Origin of the sequence: Shinella sp. NM-101 (assembly GCF_021401195.1) — a bacterium.
GTDB lineage: Bacteria > Pseudomonadota > Alphaproteobacteria > Rhizobiales > Rhizobiaceae > Shinella.
On sequence record NZ_JACBFT010000003.1, the window covers coordinates 95,516 to 120,467 of the forward strand.

At 66.4% G+C, this 24,952-nt stretch carries 22 protein-coding genes and 1 riboswitch; of the genes, 6 read left to right on the plus strand and 16 right to left on the minus strand.

All coding sequences use genetic code 11. The features are described from left to right. Positions 1 to 15: 15 nt before the first annotated feature. Entirely contained in the window at positions 16 to 972 is a 957-nt protein-coding gene (locus tag L0976_RS07515; RefSeq protein ID WP_234186774.1) for a LysR family transcriptional regulator, read from the minus strand. Positions 973 to 1,092: 120 nt separating this feature from the next. Here L0976_RS07515 and L0976_RS07520 point away from each other — a divergent pair, with 120 nt between their 5' ends. Together L0976_RS07520 and L0976_RS07525 are read left to right on the plus strand one after the other, a co-directional pair. Continuing rightward, on the plus strand, positions 1,093 to 2,229 hold the full coding sequence (locus L0976_RS07520) for a CaiB/BaiF CoA-transferase family protein (RefSeq protein ID WP_234186775.1): 1,137 nt from the start codon (positions 1,093 to 1,095) through the stop codon (positions 2,227 to 2,229). 5 nt (positions 2,230 to 2,234) lie between these two features. Beyond that, on the plus strand, positions 2,235 to 3,050 hold the full coding sequence (locus L0976_RS07525; protein ID WP_234187061.1) for a CoA ester lyase: 816 nt from the start codon (positions 2,235 to 2,237) through the stop codon (positions 3,048 to 3,050). Positions 3,051 to 3,077: 27 nt separating this feature from the next. Here the strand turns inward: L0976_RS07525 and L0976_RS07530 are convergent, their stop codons facing one another. Continuing rightward, positions 3,078 to 3,959 (minus strand): LysR family transcriptional regulator, encoded by an 882-nt coding sequence (locus L0976_RS07530; RefSeq protein ID WP_234186776.1) that lies wholly within the window; start codon positions 3,957 to 3,959, stop codon positions 3,078 to 3,080. A 93-nt stretch (positions 3,960 to 4,052) separates the two neighbouring features. On the opposite strand from L0976_RS07530, the gene L0976_RS07535 reads away from it, so the two are divergent. Continuing rightward, positions 4,053 to 5,672 carry a GMC family oxidoreductase gene (locus L0976_RS07535; protein WP_234186777.1) on the plus strand — a complete coding sequence of 540 codons (1,620 nt, stop codon included), beginning with the start codon at positions 4,053 to 4,055 and terminating at the stop codon, positions 5,670 to 5,672. A gap of 37 nt (positions 5,673 to 5,709) precedes the next feature. Here L0976_RS07535 and L0976_RS07540 read toward each other — a convergent pair whose 3' ends face one another. From L0976_RS07540 to coxB, 3 genes are read right to left on the minus strand one after another with little or no spacing between them, the layout of a single operon-like run. Further along, a complete protein-coding gene (locus tag L0976_RS07540) occupies positions 5,710 to 6,027 on the minus strand; it encodes a hypothetical protein (protein WP_234186778.1) in 318 nt (105 codons plus the stop codon). Further along, a complete protein-coding gene (ctaD, locus tag L0976_RS07545; protein WP_234186779.1) occupies positions 6,024 to 8,531 on the minus strand; it encodes a cytochrome c oxidase subunit I in 2,508 nt (835 codons plus the stop codon). The genes L0976_RS07540 and ctaD overlap by 4 nt, the downstream gene beginning before the upstream one ends. Next, positions 8,528 to 9,196 (minus strand): cytochrome c oxidase subunit II, encoded by a 669-nt coding sequence (gene coxB / locus L0976_RS07550; RefSeq protein ID WP_234186780.1) that lies wholly within the window; start codon positions 9,194 to 9,196, stop codon positions 8,528 to 8,530. Before coxB ends, ctaD begins: the two co-directional genes overlap by 4 nt. A 54-nt stretch (positions 9,197 to 9,250) precedes the next feature. Between coxB and L0976_RS07555 the strand changes: the two genes are divergently transcribed. Further along, on the plus strand, positions 9,251 to 9,751 hold the full coding sequence (locus tag L0976_RS07555; RefSeq protein ID WP_203317032.1) for a DUF2231 domain-containing protein: 501 nt from the start codon (positions 9,251 to 9,253) through the stop codon (positions 9,749 to 9,751). Here L0976_RS07555 and L0976_RS07560 read toward each other — a convergent pair. The 5 genes from L0976_RS07560 to L0976_RS07580 are packed head-to-tail and all read right to left on the minus strand — an operon-like array spanning position 9,729 to position 14,694. Further along, positions 9,729 to 10,229, minus strand: coding sequence for a CopD family protein (locus tag L0976_RS07560; RefSeq protein WP_234186781.1), 501 nt, complete (start codon positions 10,227 to 10,229; stop codon positions 9,729 to 9,731). The genes L0976_RS07555 and L0976_RS07560 overlap by 23 nt on opposite strands. Then, the gene (locus L0976_RS07565; protein WP_234186782.1) at positions 10,226 to 10,966 is read right to left on the minus strand and encodes a cytochrome c oxidase assembly protein; all 741 of its coding nucleotides are present in this window, start codon (positions 10,964 to 10,966) and stop codon (positions 10,226 to 10,228) included. The genes L0976_RS07560 and L0976_RS07565 overlap by 4 nt, the downstream gene beginning before the upstream one ends. 12 nt (positions 10,967 to 10,978) lie before the next feature. Beyond that, positions 10,979 to 12,202: a cytochrome c gene (locus L0976_RS07570; RefSeq protein WP_234186783.1), complete on the minus strand. Its 1,224-nt coding sequence runs from the start codon at positions 12,200 to 12,202 to the stop codon at positions 10,979 to 10,981. Beyond that, positions 12,199 to 13,959 carry a GMC family oxidoreductase gene (locus L0976_RS07575; protein ID WP_234186784.1) on the minus strand — a complete coding sequence of 587 codons (1,761 nt, stop codon included), beginning with the start codon at positions 13,957 to 13,959 and terminating at the stop codon, positions 12,199 to 12,201. The genes L0976_RS07570 and L0976_RS07575 overlap by 4 nt, the downstream gene beginning before the upstream one ends. A gap of 15 nt (positions 13,960 to 13,974) precedes the next feature. Beyond that, on the minus strand, positions 13,975 to 14,694 hold the full coding sequence (locus L0976_RS07580; protein WP_234186785.1) for a gluconate 2-dehydrogenase subunit 3 family protein: 720 nt from the start codon (positions 14,692 to 14,694) through the stop codon (positions 13,975 to 13,977). A 222-nt stretch (positions 14,695 to 14,916) separates the two neighbouring features. Between L0976_RS07580 and L0976_RS07585 the strand changes: the two genes are divergently transcribed. Beyond that, positions 14,917 to 15,999 carry an AI-2E family transporter gene (locus L0976_RS07585; protein ID WP_234186786.1) on the plus strand — a complete coding sequence of 361 codons (1,083 nt, stop codon included), beginning with the start codon at positions 14,917 to 14,919 and terminating at the stop codon, positions 15,997 to 15,999. A 24-nt stretch (positions 16,000 to 16,023) separates the two neighbouring features. Here the strand turns inward: L0976_RS07585 and L0976_RS07590 are convergent, their stop codons facing one another. The 4 genes from L0976_RS07590 to L0976_RS07605 are packed head-to-tail and all read right to left on the minus strand — an operon-like array spanning position 16,024 to position 20,944. Further along, entirely contained in the window at positions 16,024 to 17,157 is a 1,134-nt protein-coding gene (locus tag L0976_RS07590) for a catalase family protein (protein ID WP_234186787.1), read from the minus strand. Next, positions 17,154 to 19,406 carry a xanthine dehydrogenase family protein molybdopterin-binding subunit gene (locus L0976_RS07595; protein ID WP_234186788.1) on the minus strand — a complete coding sequence of 751 codons (2,253 nt, stop codon included), beginning with the start codon at positions 19,404 to 19,406 and terminating at the stop codon, positions 17,154 to 17,156. Before L0976_RS07595 ends, L0976_RS07590 begins: the two co-directional genes overlap by 4 nt. 9 nt (positions 19,407 to 19,415) lie before the next feature. Next, entirely contained in the window at positions 19,416 to 20,432 is a 1,017-nt protein-coding gene (locus L0976_RS07600) for a xanthine dehydrogenase family protein subunit M (protein WP_234186789.1), read from the minus strand. Next, the gene (locus tag L0976_RS07605; RefSeq protein WP_234186790.1) at positions 20,429 to 20,944 is read right to left on the minus strand and encodes a (2Fe-2S)-binding protein; all 516 of its coding nucleotides are present in this window, start codon (positions 20,942 to 20,944) and stop codon (positions 20,429 to 20,431) included. Before L0976_RS07605 ends, L0976_RS07600 begins: the two co-directional genes overlap by 4 nt. 219 nt (positions 20,945 to 21,163) lie before the next feature. After that, a riboswitch (cobalamin riboswitch) is annotated at positions 21,164 to 21,366 on the plus strand. A gap of 181 nt (positions 21,367 to 21,547) precedes the next feature. Between L0976_RS07605 and fdhA the strand changes: the two genes are divergently transcribed. Further along, complete coding sequence (fdhA, locus tag L0976_RS07610; RefSeq protein WP_234186791.1) at positions 21,548 to 22,738, plus strand: formaldehyde dehydrogenase, glutathione-independent; 1,191 nt, start codon at positions 21,548 to 21,550, stop codon at positions 22,736 to 22,738. Between the two features lie 98 nt (positions 22,739 to 22,836). Here fdhA and L0976_RS07615 read toward each other — a convergent pair whose 3' ends face one another. Next, a complete protein-coding gene (locus L0976_RS07615; protein WP_234186792.1) occupies positions 22,837 to 23,817 on the minus strand; it encodes an asparaginase in 981 nt (326 codons plus the stop codon). A gap of 237 nt (positions 23,818 to 24,054) precedes the next feature. Beyond that, the gene (locus tag L0976_RS07620; protein WP_234186793.1) at positions 24,055 to 24,804 is read right to left on the minus strand and encodes a GntR family transcriptional regulator; all 750 of its coding nucleotides are present in this window, start codon (positions 24,802 to 24,804) and stop codon (positions 24,055 to 24,057) included. Positions 24,805 to 24,952: the final 148 nt, after the last annotated feature.

The following is a 24,952-nucleotide window of genomic DNA, read 5'->3' on the forward strand; positions in this document are numbered from 1 at the left end:
CAATAGTTTTCGTGTCTAGCCTTCGAACGCTTCGAGCTCGGGCGTCAGCTTGCCTTCCCATATGCCGCGCCTGACGAGATCGCGGGCCACGGTCAGGGTGATCTTCTCCACGGCCTGGCAGGCCCTGCTCATCGGGCGCGCCGGGTTCGACACGAGATAGACCGGTCTCCAGATCGACGGTTCGATGATCGGCGACTTCACCAGCTCGCCGCGCGCGACGAAATCGTGCGCCGCGGCGGGCGCGAATATGGCAAATCCGGATCCGCGGGCGACCAGTTCCTTGATCTGGGTCATCGCATCCATTTCGATGACGACGTTCAGCTCGATGCCCTTTTCCGTGGCGTGACGCTGAATGGTCCGGGTCAGGCCATGGCTGGGAGAGGGCAGGATCAGATCCAGCCCGGCGATATCGGCAAGGCGCACCGGCACGCCCGGCTTTGTGTCGAGCGGCCAGTTATCAGGGGCGGCGAAGAAACAGAGCTGCTCGTCCAGGAGATGGCGCGCCCGGAACTGGTCCTTCCTGTCGATGTAGTAGAGAAACGCCATTTCCACCGTGCCGTCCTCCAGCCATGTGCGGATATAGCCGCTCATCGCCTCGATGGCCTGCAGGCGGACGGACGGCAGATCGATGCGGACGGTTTCCGCCAGGGGAACGGACATGACCATGGAGATCGACGGCGGCAGACCGAAGGTGACCTGGCCCCGCACGGCTCCGCCCGCCTCGCGCATTTCCGTGATGCACTGGTCGAGATTGCGGCATATCTCCCTGGCATGGCGCACGAGAAGCTGGCCCTCGTCCGTCAGCACGATTCCCCGCGGCGATCGTTCCATCAGGGGAACCCCGAGCTCTTCCTCGAGCCTGATCACATGCTGGGAAAGGGAAGGCTGCGCCACGCCGAGACGCTGCGATGCGGCCGACAGGGAGCGCTCTTCCGAGATCGCAATGAAGTACCGCAAATGCCGGATGTCCATGCCTGCGCCCCCTTCCGGCGGGCAGTTAGTCGGCTTTGATCTAGCCTGTCAAGGAAACATCTATTACCGGGCCTCGACGAGCCTCGCTAAGCTTTTCACCGAAGGGGAGAGGAGAGCTGAATGCGAGATCTTGACGGGATCCTCGTGGTTTCCTTGGAGCAGGCCGTGGCCGCTCCGCTTGCCACATCCCGGCTTGCCGATGCCGGGGCGCGGGTGATCAAGGTGGAAAGGCCGGAGGGCGATTTCGCCCGCGGCTACGATCATCTGGTGCACGGCGAAAGCGCCTATTTCGTCTGGATCAATCGCGGCAAGGAATCCATCTGTCTCGATCTGCGCCAGCCCGAGGACCTTGCGCTTCTCAAGCGCATGGTCGCGGAGGCCGACATCTTCGTGCAGAATCTCGCGCCCGGGGCCGCGGCCCGCCTGGGCGTGGGCGCCGACGCGATGACCGCGGCGCATCCGCGGCTCATCTATGTCTCGATCTCGGGCTATGGCGAAAATGGCCCCTACCGGGACCAGAAGGCCTACGACATGCTGATCCAAGGCGAAAGCGGCCTGATGTCGGTTACCGGTACGCCGGATGGTAGCGCCCGTGTCGGCATTTCGGTGTGCGATATCGCCGCCGGGGAGACCGCCTATGCCGCCATGCTGCAATCGCTGATCGCCCGCCAGAAAACGGGACGAGGCCGCGCCGTCGAGATTTCTCTCTTCCACACGATGGCCGACTGGATGAACGTGCCCTACCTGCAGACGCGCTACGGCGAGAAGGCCCCGCCCCGCCTCGGCATGCGGCATCCGACCATAGCCCCCTACGGCGCCTTCCGCTGCAAGGACGGGCGCGAGATACTGCTGAGCGTGCAGAACGACCGCGAATGGGCGGCCTTCGCGCAGAAGGTGCTCGGTGATGCGTCGCTCGCGACCGATGCCCGCTATGCACGCAACGTGGCGCGGGTCGCGCACATGGCCGAGATCGAGGCGATGATTGCAAAGGTCATGAAGAGGTACGACCGCGAGGAGGCGGTCGCGCTTCTGAGTGAAGCGGGTATTGCCTGCGGCCGGCTTTCGACGACCGGCGACCTCGCCGCCCATCCGCAAGCCTGGCATGTCGAGGTGCAGACGCCAAGCGGCCCCGTCGAGATGATGGGACGGGGAGCGCGCTTTTCGGATGCATCTTTCGGGGGAGGGCGCGTGCCGGCGCTCGGCGAGCATTCTGCCGCGCTGAGGGCGGAATTCCACAGCCGGAGAGGCCGCGCGTGACTGCAATGCTCGATTGGCAATGCCTGCTCTTCGTGCCGGTCGGGGCCGATCGGCACCTCGAGAGCGCCATCCGCCACAGGCCCGATGCGGTTATACTGGATCTCGAGGACGCGATTGCGCCCGACGGCAAGCAGAAGGCGCGGCAGGATCTCGCGCGCTTTCAGGCGAGGCTGGCCGAGGCCGGCATCGATTGCGCCGTGAGGGTCAATTCGCCTCTCGGCATGATGGCGGCCGATATCCAGGCAGTCGACCCAGCAACGGCCCAAGCGCTGATCCTGCCGAAATGCGAAGGCCGGCGGCAGATCGAAAACGCCGTCGAGCTGGCGGGCGGGGACATCGGCATCATCGCGCTCGTGGAGACGCCGCGCGGCGTGGAGGGCACGGCGCTTCTGGCCGACACGCCGGGCCTTGCCGGTCTCATGCTCGGATCGGAGGACCTTTCCGCCGCGCTGGGCGTCCATCCCGACCGGGGCGTGCTCGAATGGCCCGCGGCGAGGCTGGCCATGGCCGCGGCCGGCCGTGGCCTGCTCGCCATCGGGTTTCCAGGTTCCATCGCCAATTTCCGGGACCTGGAGCTTTATCGCCGGCAGATCGAGCGCGCCCGCCATTTGGGCATGAACGCCGTGGCGGCCATTCACCCCGCGCAGATACCGGTCATCCGCGAGGCGCTTGCTCCGGATGAAAGCGAAGCCGCATGGGCGCGCAAGGTACTCTCCTGCCTGGAGGCGTCCGCTGGCGGGCCGGTTTTCGCGCTGGACGGCTTGATGATCGATGCGCCCGTCATCGCAAGGGCAAGAAGGATCGTTGCGCGCGCGGGATGATTGCCGGCCCCCCCGATTTGGAGCCCGTCAGCGAAAGATCGCCTGATCGCGCGCGACTGCCCCTGTCATGGCAGCAACGACCAGCCGCAGGCGCTCGACGCGCTTCAGGTCGTTGTGAAACGAGATCCAGTAGGACCGGGTCAGCGTCGTATCCGGCAGGATCGGCACGAGATCGGGATAGGCATGCGCCATGAACCTGGGCAGCACGCCGAGCGCCGCACCGCTGAGCACGGTCTGAAGCTGCGCGGCGATGCTGCTGCTCTTCAACTGCGCGCGCAGGTTCCTTCCGAGCGCCCGCATGTAGTCGAGCTCGTCGGTATGCAGCAGCTGGTCGATATATCCGCAGAGCCGGTGGTCCTGCAGGTCCTGCGCCGAGCGCGGCACCGCATTGACGGTGAAATAGGCCGGGCTGCCGTAGAATTGCAGCGTGTAATCCGTCAGCTTGCGGAAGGTCAGGTCGCCGGCGGTCGGCCGGTCGAGGGTGATGGCGATGTCGGCTTCGCGGTCGGCCAGCGAGAAGTTGCGCGGCAGCGCGATGAGCTCGATGGAAATCTCCGGATAGGCTGCGACGATCTCCCCGACGCGCCCGGCGAGGTAGCCGATCCCGAGTCCTTCCGGCACGCCGACGGTCACCGATCCGCCGCGGACAGCCCGGGCCGCGTCGATCTCGGCCATATCCCTGATCAGCGCGGTCTCCATCTTCTCCGCCGTTCGTTGCAGCCTGGAGCCGGCATCGGTGATGCGCAGCCTGCGGCCCGCCCGGTGGAAAAGCTCGACACCGATCGCGGCTTCAAGCTGCGAGAGCCGCCGAGACAGGGTGGAATGGTCGTAGCCCAGCGTGCGCGCGGCATCGGTTATCGTCCCCTGCCGCGCGATCGCCAGGAACAGCCGCAGGTCATCCCAATCCATTCTGCACCCTTTTTCGCACACGGGATGTGCATTTATCCCCATTGCATGCCGGCCGGCAACGCGGAAGATGGACGCATGTCCGGGGGGGAAGCCATGAACGATACCGAAGCAATGGAATTCGACTATATCGTCGTCGGTGCGGGAACGGCCGGTTGTGTCGTCGCCGAGCAATTGTCGCGCGACCGGACGCGGCGCGTGCTCGTGCTGGAAGCCGGCGGCATGGACGACTGGATCTGGTTCCACATTCCCGTCGGCTATCTCTTCGCCATCGGCAATCCGCGTTCCGACTGGATGTTCCGCACCGAAAGCGAACCCGGCCTCAACGGCAGGTCGCTGGCCTATCCGCGCGGCAAGGTGATCGGCGGGTCCTCCGCCATCAACGCCATGATCTCCATGCGCGGCCAGGCCGCGGACTACGACCACTGGCGCTCGCTCGGGCTCGCCGGATGGGGGTGGGGTGACGTGCTGCCGCTGTTTCGCGAGCTGGAGGATCATTTCCTCGGGGCGAGCGACACGCACGGTGCCGGCGGCGGATGGCGGATCGAGGCCCCGCGCCTTGCCTGGCCGGTGCTCGACGCGGTGCGCGAAGCGGCCGGCCAGATGGGCATCGCCCCGACGGCGGACTTCAATACCGGAAACAACGAAGGCGCCGGCTATTTCCACGTCAACCAGAAGCGCGGCCGGCGCTGGTCCTCCGCCCGCGGCTTCCTGAAGCCCGCCCTGTCGCGCGACAATGTGAAACTCGAGACGCAGGTTCTCGTGAACCGGCTGCATGTGGCGGGCACGCGCGTTTGCGGGGTCGAATACACGAAGGGCGGCCGGACATGCGTCGCGCACGCCCGCGCGACGGTGGTTCTCTGCTCCGGCTCGATCGGCTCGGTCCAGGTCCTGCAGCGGTCCGGCATCGGCAACGGCGATTTCCTGGCGGGCCTGGGCATCCGGCCGGTGCTTCACGCGCCCGGCGTCGGCGAGAACCTGCAGGACCATCTCCAGCAGCGCGCGATCTACAAGGTCGCCAATGTCCGCACGCTCAACGAAATGTACCATTCCCTTTTCGGACGCGGCTGGATGGGGCTGCAATATGCCTTCGCCCGGCGCGGACCGCTGACCATGGCGCCCTCCCAGCTCGGCATCTTCACCCGCTCCAGTGCGGACCATGCGCGGGCGAACATCCAGTTCCATGTGCAGCCGCTCTCGCTCGACAAGTTCGGCGATCCGTTGCACCGCTTCCCGGCGATCACGGTCAGCGCCTGCAATCTCAGGCCGACATCCCGCGGAAGCGTGCGCATCACCGGCGCGGCACCGCAGGACCTGCCGCGGATCGCGCCGAACTATCTTTCGACGGAGGAGGACCGCACGGTCGCGGCCGACGCCATTCGCGTGACGCGCCGCCTGATGGCGCAGCCGGCGCTGGCGCGCTTGCAGCCGGTGGAATATCTGCCGGGCCCTTCGGTGGGTGACGACGACGAGAGCCTGGCGAAGGCCGCCGGCGATATCGGGACGACGATCTTCCACCCCGTCGGCACGGCGAAGATGGGCGCGGCGGATGATCCGATGGCCGTCGTGGACGAGCGGCTGCGGCTGCGCGGACTGGACGGCCTGCGGGTCATCGACGCCTCGATCATGCCGACGATCACGTCAGGCAACACCAACACGCCGACGGCCCTCATCGCGCTGAAGGGCGCGAAAATGATCGCCGAGGATTTCCGGTGAATGCATGGGTCCCGTTCGCACACCGTTGTCCTTCCGGCTATGCGCACATGCTGAGCCACAGGACACCGGCGAAACACAGCGTGGCAAGGATCGCCGCGCCATTTGCCATGGCGCCGATCCTCGCAAGCGGTGATGTCGGCCCGTTCCGTCTCGCCTTCCACGAGAGGGCGAGGAGAACGGTGACGATGGCCACGGCCGTCATGATCAATGCCAGGCGGAGCGTCGAGATCGGCCCTACCATCCGGTCGTCCCAGCCCGCGCGGCAGCCGGTTGCCTGAAGCGCATACAGCAGCAGGAAGCCGGCGGCCCAGCCGATCCAGACTGCGAAGAGACCGAGGAGGGGATTTCCGCTCATGCGCCCGCTCCACCGATCAGGAGTTTGAGGACGAACGGGAACGCCATGGCGATCACGCCCGTGACCAGGGTGAACAGGTGCCAGAGCCGCCCCAGGCGCAGGTCGAGATCCCTCAGGCGAGAGACATTGCCGCGTCTGATGCGCCAGACGCCGAACAGCGACAGGACGAGGCCGACGGCAACGTGAAAGGCGGCATAGCTCTTCACGGCGAAGATGCTGGCCACGGCGGCATGCCGTGTCGCCTCGCCGTGGATGGCGGCAAGGAAGGCGAGGAGAATGACCAGTGCCGCGCCATGGGCCAGTGCGGCGATGCACAGGTTCCGCGCCGTCCTGTCATTGTCGGAAAGGCGCCTGCTGCCGAAGAAAGCCGCGACGATCAAGGCCGCGACGACCGCCAGGCAAGTGAAGGCATCGAGGGGGATGTCGAGGCCGGGCGGCCAGTTCGGGGCCGACAGCCACAGGAAGAGCGCGCCGAAGAGCAGCGAAGCATAGAGCGTGGCGTCGGCGGCGAGCGTGAAGACCATCGCCCAGTAGGATGGCGGTCTCTCTGTCTGGTAATGGTGCGGCAGGTCCGGGCCGCGGCCGACGGGCAGGTCGGCGAGATCGGACGTCGGGCCGCAGTCGCGGGTCCATAGCAGGAACAGCGCGGTGACGATGAGGATGGCCGGCAGGGTGAGCCAGTAGAGCTTCAGGAGGAGAAGGGCGAAGACGCTGCCGGTCGCAAGCGCGGTCAGGAGCGGAAGATACGTCCGTTTCGGCAGGACGACGACCTGCTCGGGCTTCCCCGTCACCATGTCCACGCCGAGAACCTCCATCCAGCCGTTGCGGGCGGCGCCGAGAAAGCCGTTCCCGGCCGCGAGCGCCGGGCCGAGCGTGTCGGGGTCCAACCGGTCGGCCCGTTCGGCGACCTCGGGCAGCGAGGCGAAGGCATAGGCGGGCGGCGGGGTGGGCATCGCCCATTCCAGGGTGCCCGCTTGCCAGGGATTGCGCCGGAAGGGCTTGCCGAAGACGGCGAGCAGCAGGAAATCGAGCGCCACGAGCGCGAAGCCCGTCGTCATGATGAAGCCGCCCATGGAGGAGACGAAATTCAGCACCTCCCAGCCCGCCTCCGGCGGATAGGTGGAGATGCGCCGCGGCATGCCGCGCAGCCCCGTCAGGTGCATGGAAAAGAAGGTCAGGTTGAAGCCGATGAAGATCATCCAGAAGGCGGCATGCGAGAGATGCTGCACGGATTGCCGGCCGAAGATATGCGGCAGCCAGTAATAGGCCGCCGCCATCATCGGGAAGACGAAGCCGCCGACCAGCACGTAATGCAGATGTGCGACGACGAAATGGGTGTCGTGCGCCTGCCAGTCGAACGGCACCATGGCGAGCATCACGCCCGTCAGCCCGCCGAGCACGAAGACGAACAGGAAGCCGAAGACGTGCAGCATGGGCACCGACATGCGCGGCCGGCCATGGGCGAGCGTCGCCAGCCACGCGAAGATCTGCACGCCGGTCGGCACCGCCGCCAGCCCGCTCGCCGCGGAGAAGAAGGAGAGGGCGACGTGGGGAATGCCCACCGTGTACATGTGGTGGACCCATAGCCCGAAGGAGAGGAAGGCGAGCGCGATGACCGCCGCCACGACGACCTCGTAGCCTTCGAGCGGCCGGCGGGCGAGCGTCGGGATGATCGTCGAGAGCGCGCCGGCGGCCGGCAGGAAGATGATATAGACCTCGGGATGGCCGAACAGCCAGAAGAGATGCTGCCAGAGCAGCGGATCGCCGCCGCGGCCGGGGTCGAAGAACGGCAGGCCGAAGGCGCGCTCGGCCTCCAGCAGGATGGAGCCGAGGATGAGCGGCGGAAAGCCGATCAGCATCATGCCGGCGACGATCAGCATGTACCAGGCGAAGATGGGCATGCGCGTCAGCGACATGCCGGGCGCCCGCAGCTTGAGGATCGAGACGAGGATTTCCACGGCGGCGGAAAGCGCCGAGATCTCGACGAAGGTGATGCCGAGCAGCCAGACGTCGGCATTGACGCCCGGCATGTAGGTGGATGAGGAAAGCGGGGTGTACATGAACCAGCCGCCATCCGGCGCCACGCCGGCCAGAAGCGCCCCGACCAGGAAGGATCCGCCGAAGAGGTAGCACCAGTAGCCGTAGGCGGACATGCGGGGGAAGGCGAGGTCGCGGCTGCCCAGCATCTTCGGCAGCAGATACATGGCCAGCCCCTCGAAGAAGGGGATGGCGAAGAGGAACATCATCACCACGCCGTGCATGGTGAAGACCTGCGCATAGGCGGCGGCGTCGAGGAAGGCGCTTTTCGTCGTGGCGAGCTGCGTGCGGATCAGCATGGCCATCACGCCGCCGATGGCGAAGAAGACGAGCGCCGTCAGCATGAAGCGCTTGCCGATGACCGTGTGGTTGACCGCCTGGAGGCGGCCCCATCCCGGCGGCGTGCCCCAGATGGCCGTCAGCTCCCGGTGGAGGCGAAGCGCCGCGGGGCGCGGTGCCGGCGTCATCGCACGCCCTCCTGTTCCAGGCCGGCAAGGACCGTTTCATATTCCTCAGGCGAATGGGCGTGGACCTCGAAGAACATGCCCTCGTGACCCGTGCCGCAATATTCCGAACAGATGCCGCCATAGACGCCGGGGCGGTCTGCAAGGATGCGCACCTTTGTGGCATGGCCGGGGATCGCGTCGATCTTGCCGCCGAGGCGCGGGGCCCAGAAGCTGTGGATCACGTCGTCGCTGGTCGCCGTCACCACGATTGTCCTGCCGGCCGGAATGTGGAGAACGCCCTCGCTGCTGCGCGTGCCGCCGGCATAGCGGAAGTCCCAGCGCCACATGCTGCCATGGGCCTCCACTTCGACAGGATCGCCCGCCCGGCCGGTAAGGATGTATTCGCCGCGCATCAGGCCGTGGCCGATGAGCGCAACCAGGGTGACGAGTGGAAAGGCGACGCCGCCGATCCATATCCAGCGCGAGGGCGAAACCCGCCGTCCCGGTCCGGGCCGGAAGAGGACGAGGAGGAAAAGGCCGAGAACGACAAGGAAGATCACGGCGGCGCCCGCCAGCATCAGCCACCAGAGGTCGGCGATCGCGGCGGCGAAGGGGCCGGCGGGGTCGAGCGCGGAGAGATCGCCGGTGCAGCCGGCAAGCGCAAGGGGCGCGGAAAAGGCGGACAAGGCGCGGAACCCGATGGCCTGCCGCATGGTTATCGGGCGGAAGGGAGTACGGGCATGGAAGAAACGCAGGACCGGGGAAATCCGGTCATCCAGAAGGTGGAGGAGAAGGACGCGAGCTCGCTGGTCGCCATCAGCGGCCACCCGCTGCATGCCATGAGCGTGCACTTCCCCATCGCCTTCGTCTTCGCCACGCTCGGCGTGGACCTGCTCTACTGGTGGACGGGCGATGCGTTCTGGCTGCGCGTCGGGCTGTGGTCGTCCGGCGGCGCGTTCTTCCTCGGCATGGCCGCCGGGGCGGTCGGGACAGCCGAGCTGCTGCTGGTGCCGGGCATCCGTGCGCGCGTCGCCAGTTGGGCGCATGCCATCGCCGCCATGACCCTCATCGCCGTGATGGGCGCGAACTGGGGCCTGCGCGCGACGAACCTGCTCGACGTCCTGCCGCAGGGATTGTTCCTGTCGGGCCTTTCCGCCGTCCTGACGGGGATTGCCGGTTGGCACGGCGGCAAGCTGATCTTCGATCACGGCGTCGGCCTCATGGTTTCGTCCAGGGATTGAATTCGCCATAGAGGCGCCCGAGGCCGCCCGGCTCGGAAAGGACGTCGAGGAAGGCAAGGTCGATCGCCGGCTTGGCGAGGACGACGAAGAAGATCGTGACCACCACCCCGGCGCTCAATACCGTCGCCATGACGAAGCGCCAGACCGGATAGACCTCTCCCTCGCGAAAGAGCCGGATGACGACGAGCCCGGTGAGGACGTGGAAGACGGCAAGGACGCCGACGAAGGCGAGCTTGACCGAGAACCACGGCTCGAAGGTGTGGCGCAGGAAGATCAGCGCCGTCCCCGTCATGACGGCAAGGAAGGCGGCGGGCGAGATGATGGCGACATAGGCGAAGCGGACGAGTCGCTGCAGGCGCAGCAGCGCGTCCCGGTCTTCCACATGCGTCCTCTGCACGTAGAGCCCCGGCAGGCTGACCACGCCGGCCGCCCAGATCGCGATCGCCGCGATGTGCACGAACTTGGCGAGCGCGATCATGGGACCCGCCGATCAAGGCCGCGCTCCGCGAGGGTGGCGTGGAGACGCCACAGCACCGCCAGCAGGTAGGGCCCGGCCGCCGGAACCCACATCAGCACGCCGGCAAGCTGCTGGTCCTCCAGCGGCGTCAGGCCGAAGGCGGCGGTCGTCGCCAGATGCGCGTCGTAGAGCGGTTCGCGCGCGAAGGTGAGGAGCGCGGCGAGCATGCCCATCTGGACCATGGTGCCGAACAGGAGGGCGCAGGCATTGCCGAGCGGCGTGCGCGGGCTGAGCGCCACCCCCCAGAGCCAGATCGCCGAGCCGAGCAGGGAAAGCTGCATCAGCCAGTAGGCGGCATGGGAGGACAGCGCGAAGGCGTAGGCCGACGGCGAGTGCCAGAGCCAGAACAGCAGCGTATGGACGGCGAAGGCGAATTGCGGTGCGCGCCAGTCCCGACGGCCGAGCGCCAGCGCAAGGAACGGCGCGGCGACGGCGACGAGCAGGACGTGATGCAGCGCCCGCGCGGAAAACAGCGCCGAGGTCAGCGCGCAGAGCGGCGAGACGAAGGCGACGACGAGGACGAACAGTCCGAGCGCGGCGAAGGTGCGCCCATCCCTCTCTCGCAGGAGGGCGAAAGCCAGGGCGGCCAGCGCCGCGAGCAGGACCGGATCGAGGTTCCAGCGCCATGGCAGGCTCGCTGCATCGGGCGCGGGGCCGCAATAGATGTCGTAGAGGGTCTGCGCCATCGCCGTCTCCATTCAGGACTCCGGTCAGGGCGGACCGCCGGCGAGCAGGCTCCTCAGGTCGCGGACCTCGTCCGCCTCCACCGCGCCGCCGGAATTACCCCAACTCGACCTGACATAGGTCGCGACGGCCGCTATTCCATCGTCGTCGAGCTTCCAGCCGAAGGCGGGCATGGTCAGCGGAGAAGGATGCCTCTTCGTGGGCACCGCGCGCGCGCCTTCGAGGATCACGCGGATGACGGTCGTGGCATCCGGATTGTTTACATTGCCCGAGCCCGAAAGGGGCGGGAAGAAGCGCGGAACGCCGCTGCCGTCAGAGACGTGGCAGGCGCTGCAATTGTCGAAATAGATCGCCGCGCCCGCCTTCATCACCGCATCGTCGGGTGTTGCCGGCGCCGCGCGTTCCTCGCCGTCGAGATCCTTGAGATAGGTGGCGATCGCCGCTAGGTCCGTCTCGGTCATGTGCTGCGTTGAGTAGGAGATGACCTCGGACATGATCGAGAAGGCGGCGCTGTGGGCGTTTCGCCCGGTTTGCAGGAATTCGACGATCGCCGCCTTCGACCATGCCTCCAGCCCGCCATGCCGGCCGCCGCGGATATCCGGCGCGGCCCAGTTCTCCAGCTTGCCGCCGGCAAGGTGCCTGCTCTTCTTGTCCGCGCCGAGCAGGTTCTTCTCCGTGTGGCAGCCCGAACAGTGTCCCGGCCCCTCGACGAGATATGCGCCCCGGTTCCACTCCTGGGATTTTGCGGGGTCGGGCCGGAAGACGCCGGGCTCGAAGAAGGTCATGTTCCAGCCCTTGACGGTGGTGCGCCAGCTCAGCGGGAAGGGCAGCTCGTTCTCCGGCTTCTTCTTGCGCACGGGATCGAGCGTCGCGAGATAATCGTAGATCGCGTCCACATCCTCGCGCGGCATCTTCGTGAAATGCGGATAGGGAAAGGCGGGGTAGAGCTGCGAGCCGTCCTTCGCCTTGCCCTCGTGCATCGCCCGCCAGAAGTCGTCCTTGGTCCAGCGTCCGAGGCCGGTTTCGGTGTCGAAGGTGATGTTGGGGGTATAGATCAAGCCGAAGGGCGTTTCCAGCGCACGGCTGCCGGCGAAGGGCTCCTCGCCCGGCGGGGTATGGCATCCCTGGCAATTGCCGGCCTGCGTCAGGTAGCGCCCGCGCTCGAGCTGGGAAAAATCGTTGGCCTGGCCGGCCTGTGCGGAGCCGAGAAGGGCCGAGCCGGCGATGAGGAGGGGCGCGCTCTTCCTCATGCCTGCACCATCGGGCCGGGATCGCGAAGGTAACGGGACCTGATCGCCTCCGCCGCCCAGTAGGTCAGCGCCGCGACGGTGCCGGTCGGGTTGTAGCCGGCATTCTGGGGAAAGACGCCCGCGCCCATGACGAAGAGGTTCGGCACGTCCCAGCTCTGCAGGTAGCGGTTGACGACGCTGTTTTGCGGCGTGCTGCCCATGATCGTGCCGCCCGTATTGTGCGTCGTCTGGTAGGGCATGGAATCGTAGGCGCCCTCCCGGGCGTTGACCTTGATCTCCCTGCCGCCCATGCGCGCCGCGATCTCCCGGGCGCGGTCGGTGAGGTAGGCCGTCATCGCCCGGTCGTTCGGCGTGAAATCGTACGTCATGCGCAGCAGCGGCCGGCCGTAGACGTCGGTATAGGTCGGGTCGAGGTCCAGGTGGTTCTGCGCATAGGCCATGGACGCGCCATGGGTCGAGACGCTGGTCGACTTCAGGAAGTTCTCCTTGACGGCCTTCTTCCAGCCCGCGCCCCATTCCGGCGTCCCCTCCGGGGTGCGGTGCGTCTCGATCGGCCGCGCATTGGTCGTCCAGCAGGCGAGATAGCCGCCGCCGATGAAGCCGAGCCCGGCATGGTCGAAATTGTCGCCGTTGTACTCGTCGATCACCATGCCGAGCGCGCCGGCCCCGACGAACTGGTTGGTGTACCTTTCCTCGTAGAAGACGTCGACGGAGGAGACCACCTGATAGCAGTAGTTCTTGCCGACAAGGCCCTCGCCGCTGCGCGGGTCGTAGGTCCTGCCGATGCCGGAGAGCATCATCAGGCGGGCGTTCTGCAAGGGGTATGCGCACAGGATGACGATCCCGGCCGGCTGCTCGAAGACCTCGCCATGCACGTCGACATGCGTGACGCCCGTGGCGCGCCGACCGCTGCTGTCGCGCCGGATCTCCAGCACCTCGTTGTGCGTCTTCAGCGTGAAGTTCGGCTTTCCCATCAGCACGGGCAGGATCGTCGTCTGCGGAATGGCCTTGGAATAGTTGCCGCAGCCGTATTTCTCGCAGAAGCCGCAATAGGTGCATGGTGCGAGCTGGACGCCGAGCGGATTGGTATAGGGGCGGCTCATGTTCGCGGACGGCGCGGGAAAGGGCTTCAGGCCGAGTTCCGCCGCCGCGGCGCCGAACTGCTTCTGGGCGAATGTCATCTCCATGGGCGGATTGGGATATTCGTCGCTGCGCCGGCCCTCGAAGGGATTGCCGCCCGCCTGCAGCGCGCCGCGCAGGTTGCCCGCCTTGCCGCCGATTCCGCAGAGCTTCTCGAAGCGGTCGAAATGGGGTTCCAGTTCGTCATAGGTGACGCCGTAATCCTGCACGGTCATGCCGTCCGGCAACGGGCCGTAGCGGTCGGCATTGTGGCTGGCGGCAATGAAATCCGACGGCAGGAAGCGGAAGGTCTGGCCATTCCAGTGCACGCCGCTTCCGCCGACGCCGCTGCCCGGCAGGAACGATCCCCAGCGACGCATCGGCAGCGCCGTCTGGCTGGCGTTGTTGCGGAAGGTGAGTGTTTCGCGGGCCGTGTCCTGGAACATCTCGTGCCGCCAGTAGAAGCGCAATTCGTCGGGGGCGAGCGTCGGCGGAAAGTGGGTCGGCGTGTCGCGCCAGCCGCCGCGCTCGAGCGCCAGCACTTCGAGGCCCGCTTCCGTCAGTTCCTGCGCCATGATCGCGCCGGTCCAGCCGAAGCCGACGAGCACCACATCCACCGGCGGCAATTTTCTCGCCATTCCTCTGCCCTCCTCTTATGGGGTTTTCCACTCCGGTCGTCCGGCAAGACCGACGGGAGGGATGTCGAGGCGCTTGCCGTCATGGTCGAGATAGTCGCGGTAGTCGTAGCGCGCGCCGGGAAAGCCGACGAGCCGCCAGCCTGCCATGTCCCGGTTGCCGCCATAGATCGGATCGCTGAAGAAGCCCTCGATGGTGTTTTCGAGAACAAGCGCGAAGAAGGCCGGCGCCGCGACGCCCTCGAATTCGAGCTCGCCGTCCTCCATCGCGGCGAGGATGTCGTCCTGCACCCCGGCGTCGAGCTCGTCGAACGCCTTTCCGTCATGGCTCCCGCGACAGTGCGCGTCGAGTGCGGCGAGCGCCTTGCGGTAAAGCCCGGCCGGCGGGCTTTCGGATTGGTATCCCTGCTCGTCCGTGCCGGCGGAGAAAGGCCCCTTCATGTACCAGCGTTCGCCGCGGCCATAAAAGCCGGCAAGCTGCCGGTCGATGAAGGTGACGACGTCGGCCTCGTCGGCGCCCGGGCCGGTGTCGTTCGACGGGATCAGGCGCGCGCTGATGGCGCGCACGCAGGCACGCTCGGCGGCGGTGAAGAACGTCCGGGCGGGGTCCGGTACGGCAGGCCGATCCGCCAGCCCGGGAACCCATGGAATTCCCGATATGGTCCGTCCGAAAGCAGGCGCGGCAATCGCTGCGCTTGCAAGCATGATCGAATGAATGAACTGTCGCCGCGTCGCCAAATCGCTCCTCCCGCATCCATTGGCCTGAACCGCGGGAGGTTTTGAATGGTTCCAAAACAAAGAATTGACTGGCCGTGACCTTGCCGTGATGACGGCCGCGGCTATTTTCGCAGGTCAGGAAGAGACCCGGAACCGACCCCTCATGCAACAGTCGCAGACAAGGCGTCACGGCGGCGGGCGTAAGACGAACGGTCGACCATCACGTCCGCGCAGGGAAAAGCAATGTTCATATACCGGGTTGGCTTCATCGTAATATTGACCTTGGTCACCATCGCGTTTTTCGCCGTTGTGACGCCGTTCTACTCTGCCGTTCTTTGGGCCGTCATCTTCGCGATCATCTTCTTTCCCGTCCACGCTCGAATCGAACGCGGCCTCGGCAATCACAGGAACTTTGCGGCCCTCGCTTCCGTGATGGCGTGTCTTTGCCTCGTCATCGTTCCGGGCCTTGTCGTGCTGACATCGCTGGTCGCGCAGGCAAGCCAGATCTACCAGCGCGTGGAGAGCGGAGACATCGATCTTCCCGGGCTGTTGAAGAAGCTGGAGGACGCCCTGCCGCTCTTCGTCAGGGAGCACATCGAATCCGTCAGCGTGGGAGGGCTCGGCCAACTGCCGGAGGGCCTGGCATCGGCCGTGCTGGGAGGCGGCAGCTTCTTTGCGGGGCGCGCGTTGAGCCTTGGCCAGAGCACGCTGGCCTTCTTTCTTTCGTTCGGCATCATGCTGTACCTGCTGTTCTTTCTTTTCCGCGATGGCCGGGTTCTGTCGCGGATGATCTTGCGCGCCGTACCGCTCAGCGACGATCATACCCGGCAGTTTGCCGCGAAGTTCACCTCGACCGTGCGTGCGACCGTTCGCGGCAATGTGATCATCGCCGTGGTTCAAGGCCTGATCGGCGGCATCGCCTTCTGGGCCCTCGATCTCCAGCCGGCACTGCTCTGGGGTGTCGCCATGAGCCTCCTGTCTCTCCTGCCGGCCGTCGGCGCCGCGCTGATCTGGATTCCCGCTGCTGTCTATCTCGCGCTCCTCGGCATGTGGTGGCAGGCCGTCGTCCTGACCCTCGTCGGGGTCTTCGTGATCGGGCTCGTGGACAACCTGCTGCGTCCGCCCCTGGTGGGCCAGGAAACCAAGCTGCCGGACTATGTCGTGCTGATCTCGACGCTCGGCGGTATCGCGCTGATCGGCATCAACGGATTCGTCGTCGGGCCGATGGTCGCCGCGCTCTTCATGTCGGCCTGGTCGATCTTCGTGGCCGAGCGGCAGCTCCCCGGGGACAAGCCGAAAACCGGCCTGCCATGGACGCAGCAATAGGGGCATCCTTCGTGTGGAAGGCGCCTAGGATCCGGTGTTCCGGATCGCGGCGCTTCCTGCGTGCGCGAATGGACAGGAAACGGGCTCGCTCACGGGCGTTGCATTGCGTTGCGAGCGAAAGGCTGCGGATTTCTCATAGGACAGCTTGCGAAGACGCATGATCGAGCCGAGCGGCCGATGCGCCGCGATGCCGTTCCAGGGACTGAAGCGCATGCCGTCATCCACGGCGACCGAACGGTCTTCGTTCCAGGCCGCTTGAGGCCCTGCAACGAGCCGGGCGACCGTGACGAAAGGGCTCATCGTCTCGTCCCAGGCTTCGACGCTTTCGACCGGCATGTCGTCGAGGCCGGTGCACAATTGGGCCTGAAGGTGCCAGACGGCCGTTTCCTCGATAAAGAAACACTCGACCGCGTGCCGGACGACATCGGGATCGTCGCCGGTATCGAGCCGCGTTCCGGCCAGCGCCCGGAGATTGTCGGAAGCGGGAACGATGGCGAGTTTGGCGATGTAGTCGCCGTGGCGTAGCGGCAATTGGGAGAAGAAGCTTTCGCCGAGGATGTGGGTCGGCGGATTGCCGCCGAGCGACTTGAGCGTCGCGCTTTCACCGCCGACCGCCTCGACGACGGATTCAAGCCCCTTGAAGACCTTGGAAAGCAGCTCCTTGGCGCCTTCGAGGCGGTCGGTCGTCAAGGCCAGCATCTTCAGGCTGCGCAGGAACGCCTTTCCGCTCGGCGAATTGAAGGCTTTCCCGTTCACCATCACGAAGTCCTGGCTCGCGGAGCCGTCCGAACCGGGCAATCGTGCGCCATCGACGTCAAGCACCTTCAAGGCCATGCCGCGGGGCGTGGAAACGCTATCGTGCAACAGATCGCCCGGCGTCGTCGAGAGCCGGACGACGGCGTCATGGGTCCGAGGCGCGGCAAAAATGCCTTGAGCCAGTTCCAGCGGAAGGTCGGGGAGGATTTCGAGGCGCGCGGCGAGCAGGCCGTGGCTCTTTGCATGCACGCAGCGGATCGCATGGCCGCTGTCGGCATAGGTCTTCTCGGCGATGGACAGCATCGTCTCCGCGAGCTCGCGCGCGGTTTGTGGCTCGTCCGGTTCGACATGCTCGATATCGGGATGGTAGCGAAGCGGCGTGACGGCGAGGCGGTCGGTCATTGAACGATCTCGCTTTCCAGGATCTTGTCGATCGTGATCGGCAGATCGCGGATGCGCTTGCCGGTCGCGTGGAAGATCGCGTTCGACACGGCGGCGGCAACGCCGACGATGCCGATCTCGCCAAGGCCCTTCACGCCGATCGGGCTTGCCTTGTCGTCGTCCTCCTCGACGAAGATCACGTCGATGTCGTGGATATCCGCATGGGCGGGCACATGATATTCGGCCAGGTTATGGTTCATGATGCGGCCGGTGCGGTGATCGATCATGCCCTCCTCGTGGAGAGCCATGCCGATGCCCATCACCACGCCCCCGAGAATCTGGCTGCGGGCCGTCTTGGGATTGAGGATGCGGCCGGCGGCGATGGCGCTGACCACGCGCGTCACGCGCACGACGCCCAGCTCCTCGTCCACCTTTACCTCGACGAAGACCGCCGAATGGCTGTAGGCGGCATAGCGCATCATGGACAGCATATCGGGGCCGACCTTGGCGTGTTCCTCGATCGTGTCGGGGCCGGCCGCCGCCATGATGTCGGCAAGGGCGATGCCGGCCTGGTGGTTGCTTTCGAGGACGAGGCGTCCGTCGGCGATTTCGACCTGCTCTTCGCTCGCCTCGGCGAGCGGCGAATTCTCCATCGACCCGGCATGGCGAAGAAGCGTCTTCACGACGGCTTTCGCCGCCGCCTGCACGGCCGAGCCGGTGGTCGCCGCCGTCCAGGATCCGCCTTCGACACCGGTCTTCGGAAGATCGGAGCTCCCGATGTCGACGGTCACCGCATCGATCGGGCAATCGAACGTTTCCGCCGCGATCTGGCCGAGGATCGTGTAGGTCCCGGTTCCGATGTCGGAGGCCGCCGCGCTGACCCTGACCTTGCCGTCGGTCGACAGGCGGACCTTCGCTTCGCCTTTCGACATCATGGCTTCCCAGATGCCGCCCGCCATGCCCCAGCCGACGAGGTCGTTGCCCTCGCGCATGGAGCGCGGCTCCGGCGAGCGCTCCGACCAGCCGAAACGCGCCGCGCCCTCGCGGTAGCAGGCATGCAACGCCTTGGAGGTGATGGCCTTGTCCTGGTTCTGGTCGCGGTGGACGAAATTGCGCACCCTCAGTTCCAGCGGATCGATGCCGACCTCATGGGCAAGCTCGTCCATGGCCGTTTCGAGCGCGGCGATGCCGCTCGCCGCGCCCGGTGCGCGCATGTCGCCGGGCGTTGCGAGGTCGAGCTTGACGAGTTCGTAGGAGATTTTCACATTATCGCATTTGTAGGCGAGGCCGGACCAGTTCGCGACGTTCTCCTGATAGTCTTCATGGCGGGAGGTGGCATGCACGGCATGGTGCAGGACGGCCTTTAGACGGCCATCCGCATCCGCCGCCAGCGAGACGGTCTGCACGCAGGAAGGGCGCCAGGAGAGGTAGAACATTTCCCGCCGGGTCATCTCCACCTTCATCGACCGGCTGAGGTCGAGGCTCGCCATCACGGCCAGGAAGAGGTGATGCTTCGGCCGCAGCGCCTGGCCGAAGGCGCCGCCGACGAAGTCGTTCTTCACGATCACCTTGTCGGGGTCGAGGCCGAATACGCCGCAGACATAGTCGCGGCTGTTCTGCGAGCCCTGCGTCTTGTCGTGGATCGTCAGCACGCCGTCATCCTCGAAGCGCACGGTGGCCGCGAACAGCTCCATCGGGTTGTGATGCTCGCCCGAGAGCAGATAATCGGCGGAGACCTTGTGCGGTGCCGCGGCAAAGGCGGCCTCGGCGTCGCCGCGCGGGGGCGGAGGCAGGAGCTGCTTCATGCGGGCGACCGGCGGCTCGTAGCTGTCGTGCCGTTCGGCGAGGATGTCCGTGTGCGGCCTTTCGGCCGCGTAGTGCGCGTGGATCAGGGCGGCGGCGTCACGCGCGGCCTCCGGCGTCTCTGCGACCACGAAGGCGACAGGCTGGCCGTCGAACAGCACGCGGTCGTTCTCCAGCGGGCGGAACGGATGGCCGGGCAGCGCCACGGCATCCTTCCACTTGCTGTCCCGATAGGCGGTTTTCGGCCGGTTCTCGTGGGTATAGATCTTGACCACGCCCGGCACGCGCTCCGCCGCGCGCACGTCGAGCGCGATGATGCGGCCGGTGGCAACGGTGGCGAGCGCCGCGTGGCCGAAGAGCATTCCGGGCTCGAAATGCTCCGCCGCATATCTGGCCTGCCCGGTCACCTTGAGCGGTCCATCGATGCGGGAGATCGGCAGGCCGACGATTCTGGAACGGTCGAGCATTCTTGCCTCCTATTGGATTGCCTTGGTCGTCTGGCTCTGCGGCATGCCGCTGGCCGCCTGCCGCAAGGCGCGGACGATCGCCCGTCGGGCGAGGGGAATCTTGAAGTCGTTGCCGCCCTGGCCCCGGGCATCGAGGAGCAGGCGGTCGGCCACCTGCCGGAATGTCTCGTCCGCCGCCGGCGCGCCTGCAAATTCCGCCTCGGCGAGCGGATCGCGCCAGGGCTTGTGCGCCACGCCGCCGAGCGCGACGCGCAGGTCGATGATGCGTCGGTCGGCGATTTCCATCGCAGCGGCGACCGATACCAGCGCGAAGGCATAGGACAGGCGATCGCGCAGCTTCAGATAGGAGTAGTGACCGGCAAAATGGTTGGCCTCCAGACGGATGCCCGTGACGAGTTCGCCGCGCTCAAGAATATTGTCGCGGTGCGGCTCATCCCCCGGCAACCGATGGAAATCGGTAAAGGCGATGTCCCGTGCGCTGTCGGGCCCTACCACTTCCACCGTGGCGTCCAGCGCCGCGAGCGCCACGCACATGTCGGAGGGATGCACGGCAATGCATTTGTCGCTGGCCCCGAGGATGGCGTGCATGCGGGTAAGGCCGCCGATGGCCGCGCAGTCGCTGCCCGGCTCGCGCTTGTTGCAGGGGGTGGACGGGTCGTAGAAATAGGGGCAGCGGGTCCGCTGCAGCAGGTTGCCGCCGGTCGTCGCGGCGTTGCGCAACTGCGGCGAGGCGCCGGCGAGGATGGCGCTTGCAAGCAGGGGAAAGCGCGCCTCGATCCGGGCATCGTAGGCGACGGCGGAATTGCTCGCCAGCGCGCCGATGCGCAGGCCGCCATCGGCAAGCGCCTCGATCTCCTTCAGGGGAAGGGAATTGATATCGACGATCGCGTCCGGGTGCGCCACGTCGTATTTCATGAGGTCGACAAGGTTGGTGCCGCCGGCCAGGAACTGCGCCTGCGGGCTGGCGGCAAGCGCGGCCACGGCATCCGCGACGGTTTCGGCGCGGGTATAGGCAAAGGGTTTCATTCCGCCGCCTCCCGCCAGGAAGCCCGGCTCGAAAGCACATCCTCGATGGCGTCGGCGATGTTGGTATAGGCGCCGCACCGACAGAGATTGCCGCTCATCAATTCGCGGATGTCGTCGCGCGTGTGGGCATGGCCTTCATTCAGGAGCCCGATGGTGGAACAGATCTGGCCCGGCGTGCAGTAGCCGCACTGGAAGGCATCATGCTCGACGAATGCCTTCTGCACCGGATGCATCCTTTCCGGCGTGCCAAGACCTTCCACGGTGGTGATCGCAGCCCCGGAAAGGGTGACGGCAAGCTTGAGGCAGGCATTCATGCGCTGCCCGTCGATGACGACGGTGCAGGCGCCGCACTGGCCATGGTCGCATCCCTTCTTGGTACCGGTCAGTTCGAGGTCGCTGCGCAGGAGGTCGAGGAGTGTCGTCCAGGGATGGACATCCAGCGTATAGGGCGTGCCGTTGATCGTAACGGAGAGGGGACAGGTGGGTAGACGGCTTGCAGGAACGGTGTCCATCGGTTCTGTCTTTCATTGCGAGGATGGATCGCTAACGAGAGGCGCTGGGCTTTGTTCCTGCCGGGGCGGTGATGGACGCCGGCCATGTCGCCCGCAAGCCCGGGAATATCGCAGTCCGGCTTCGCCAGGCTGCGCGAATGCGTCGATGCAGCGGATGGAAGCTGTCGTTCAGGGTGCCGGCGATGTCGTTATCTCGCGGGTCATTGCGGACGATAAGTGGAATGCTGGGCCATTCAGGGTGCCATGCCGAAAGCCTCGGCATGGATAATTGGGAAGCCGGTGCGATGCCGGCGCTGCCCCCGCAACGGTAGCGGAACGAAATCTCGACGAATGCCACTGGCCGCCCGGCCGGGAAGGCGTCGAGAGTGTCCTCGAGGGACGGTTCCGAAGCCCGGAAACCAGCCTTGAAGCAAAGACTCGGCCGATTGCGGTGGGCGATCGAGAGGCGAACGGCGTTGTCTTGCAATCGCTCCGTTCCTTCCTCTCTCCACCCGTCGTCGGGAAACGATGCGCACCGCCGTCCGGCGGCTCGCAAACGTTGCGATCGCGATCCTGCCTGCCGAGGAGCGGGCAGGACGGCTTCAACCCAGGAGGAGACAGACTATGAGCAGGAACAGAGGCGTCGTCTACATGCGGCCCGGCAAGGTCGAGGTGCGCGACATCGACGACCCGAAGCTGGAGGCGCCGGATGGCCGGCGCATCGAGCACGGGGTCATCCTCAAGGTGATCTCGACCAACATCTGCGGCTCCGACCAGCACATGGTGCGCGGGCGCACGACGGCGATGCCGGGTCTCGTGCTCGGGCACGAGATCACGGGCGAGGTCATCGAAAAGGGCATCGACGTCGAGATGCTGGAGGTCGGCGACATCGTCTCGGTGCCATTCAACGTGGCCTGCGGGCGCTGCCGCTGCTGCAAGTCGCAGGATACCGGCGTCTGCCTCACCGTGAACCCGTCGCGCGCCGGCGGCGCCTACGGCTATGTCGACATGGGCGGCTGGATCGGCGGGCAGGCGCGCTACGTGACGATCCCCTATGCCGACTTCAACCTGCTGAAGTTCCCCGACCGCGACAAGGCGATGGCGAAGATCCGCGACCTCACCATGCTGTCGGACATCCTGCCGACCGGCTTCCACGGCGCGGTCAGGGCGGGCGTCGGCGTCGGCTCGACGGTCTATGTGGCCGGTGCCGGTCCGGTCGGCCTCGCGGCTGCCGCTTCCGCCCGCATCCTCGGCGCGGCGGTCGTCATGATCGGCGATTTCAACAAGGACCGCCTGGCGCATGCCGCCAGGGTCGGCTTCGAGCCGATCGACCTTTCCAGGAGCGACCGGCTCGGCGACATGATCGCCGATGTTATCGGCACCAACGAGGTCGACAGCGCCATCGATGCCGTCGGTTTCGAGGCGCGCGGCCATGCCGGCGGCGAGCAGCCGGCCATCGTCCTCAACCAGATGATGGAGATCACCCGCGCCGCGGGCTCCATCGGCATCCCCGGCCTCTATGTCACCGAGGATCCGGGTGCCGTGGACGACGCGGCCAAGCACGGCAGCTTGGCGCTGCGCTTCGGCCTCGGCTGGGCGAAGGCGCAGTCCTTCCACACCGGCCAGACGCCCGTGCTGAAGTACAATCGCCAGCTCATGCAGGCGATCCTGCACGACCGCCTGCCGATCGCCGACATCGTCAACGCGAAGATCATCGCGCTCGACGACGCGGTCCAGGGCTACGAGAGCTTCGACCAGGGAGCGGCGACGAAGTTCGTGCTCGACCCGCATGGCGACCTGCTGAAGGCAGCCTGACGGCATGATCGGGCACCGGCCGGCAAGGCTGGCCGGTGCCTTCCTTACCGCTCCGCAGTCGAAGGCGGCGTTTCATCGCCAGCAGGCTGCGGAGCTTCTTACATCCCGAACCGTTCGACCTGCCGCCGGATCTCCGCCATCGGCATGCCGCTGCCTAGCAGCACGGACAGGAGGATGCGGGCCTTCTGGGCGCTGAGGTCACCCGCGAAGATGACGCCGCCTTCGGCGAGCGTCCGTCCGCCGCCATTGCCGTAGATCGGCTTCACGCGCCCCCGCTGGCAACGGCTGGTCATGACGACCGGAATGCCCTGGCCGACGAGCTCTATCGCCGCTGCGGTCACCGGCGGGGTCGCATTCCCCCGGCCGAAACCCTCGATGACGATCCCCTTCACGCCGGCTGCGGCGGCAAGGCGGATGGAGCGGTCCGTGGTCCCGATCCCCAGCTTGACGATCTCGACGTCTTCCTCGACGCGGTCCGTTGAGATCGTGCCGGCGAGGTTGGGGCGTCGGTGCACGATCACGGTGTCCCCGTCGACCTCGCCGAGCTTGCCGTGCTCGCCGGACACGAACGTGTCGACGCGCGATGTGTGAGACTTCGTCACGTCGCGCGCGGCGTGGAATTCCTGCTCGAAGCACAGGAGCGTGCCGAGGCCGCGCGTGCCCGGAGCGCCGGCCACCCGCACGGCGTCCGCGATGTTGCGCGGGCCGTCGCTGTCCGGCGCGTCGGCGGCGCGCTGGGCGCCGGTGAACACGACGGGCTTGTCGCCGTCAACGAGCAGGTCGGCCATATAGGCGCTCTCCTCCATCGTGTCCGTCCCGTGGGTGACCACGACGCCATCCACCGCGGGATCGGCGAGGTGGGACGAGATTCTTCGGGCGAGCCTGAACGCATCGCCAAGCGTCAGGGCATAGCTGCCGGTTGTCATTAAGTCGTCCACCACCAGATCGAAGCCGTCCAGGGGATCGTGCAGTCCCGTGCGGAGCGCCTCGCCGCGAAGCTGCGCGGTGACATGCCCCGTGGCGGAATCCGCCCGCGAGGCGATCGTCCCGCCGGTGGTTATGAGAGCGATTCTGGGCATGTTGCACCTCTTCCCGGGCTGCCGCTCGGATCCGGCGGTTGAGCATCAAGGCATTCGGCAGCGACCCGCCGAGATCAAAGGCCGGCATTCCTCGCCGCGGTCAAAACGTAAGGCAAGGCTTACTCGAACCGGATTGCCTCAGCGACCGGCCCACCGGCGAAGACGAAAACGGTCTGCGATGGCTGGCGCGCCTGTGCCTTCGTGGCGAGGAACCGCGACGAGGCGGGCCGAAGCGCGTCACGCACCGGCCGCGCCCCGCAGCCAGAGCATGGCGTTCTCCAGGTTCGGCTCCGGCTCGGCGCGGTCGAGCTTGAGGTCGGCGGTGATGTGCTTGAGGTGGTGCGCCATCTCGTGGCTGGCCGCCTCGCCGTCGCCCCGCTCGATCGCCGCGACGATGGCGCTATGCTCGTCGCGCGGGCAGCCGGTTTCCGCCTCGGCATGCACGAGGATGGCAAGGCAGGTCAGCACCTGGAGCTCCGTCATGAGGCGGATGAGATACGGATTGCCCGTCATTTCCGCGAGCTTGAGATGGAACTCCCCGCTCAGCCGGACGAGGGTGGAGCGGTCCTGCCGCAGGCGGGCTTCGCCTTCCATGGCGATATGCTCGTGCAGCGCCGCCAGGTGCTCCGGCGTCCGGGTCTCGGCAATGCCGCGCACCATCGCGGGCTCGACCATCTCCCGGACGTGAAGCATCTTGCGGGCCTCGTCGCGGTTGGGAGAGGCGATGGTGCATCCCTGGTTCGGGGTCTTCTTGAAGACGCCGATCTCCGAGAGCTTGGCGATCGACTGGCGCACCACGGTGCGGCTGACGTCGAAGGCTTCCGAGAGCTGCGCCTCGGTGATCCGCAGCCCCGGGGGCAGGCGCTGCTCGAAGATCGCCAGGATCAGTTTCCGGGTGACCTCCATTTCCGTGTAGCCGTGGATCCTCTTCAGGCTGCCTGCGTCTTTACCGGGATCCGCCGCAGCCTTCCGGCCTGTTCCTTCCATCGATCACTTCCTCCGCGAGGCCGCAGCCTCCCCCAAATAAACGCCACGGTTTCAATCGTGCTGCACTTTTCTCATGCGGCCCGGGAAAAAGCAATTGACAAGCGACATTATTGAACACTCTATTGTATCCAATAATAAAAACAGAACG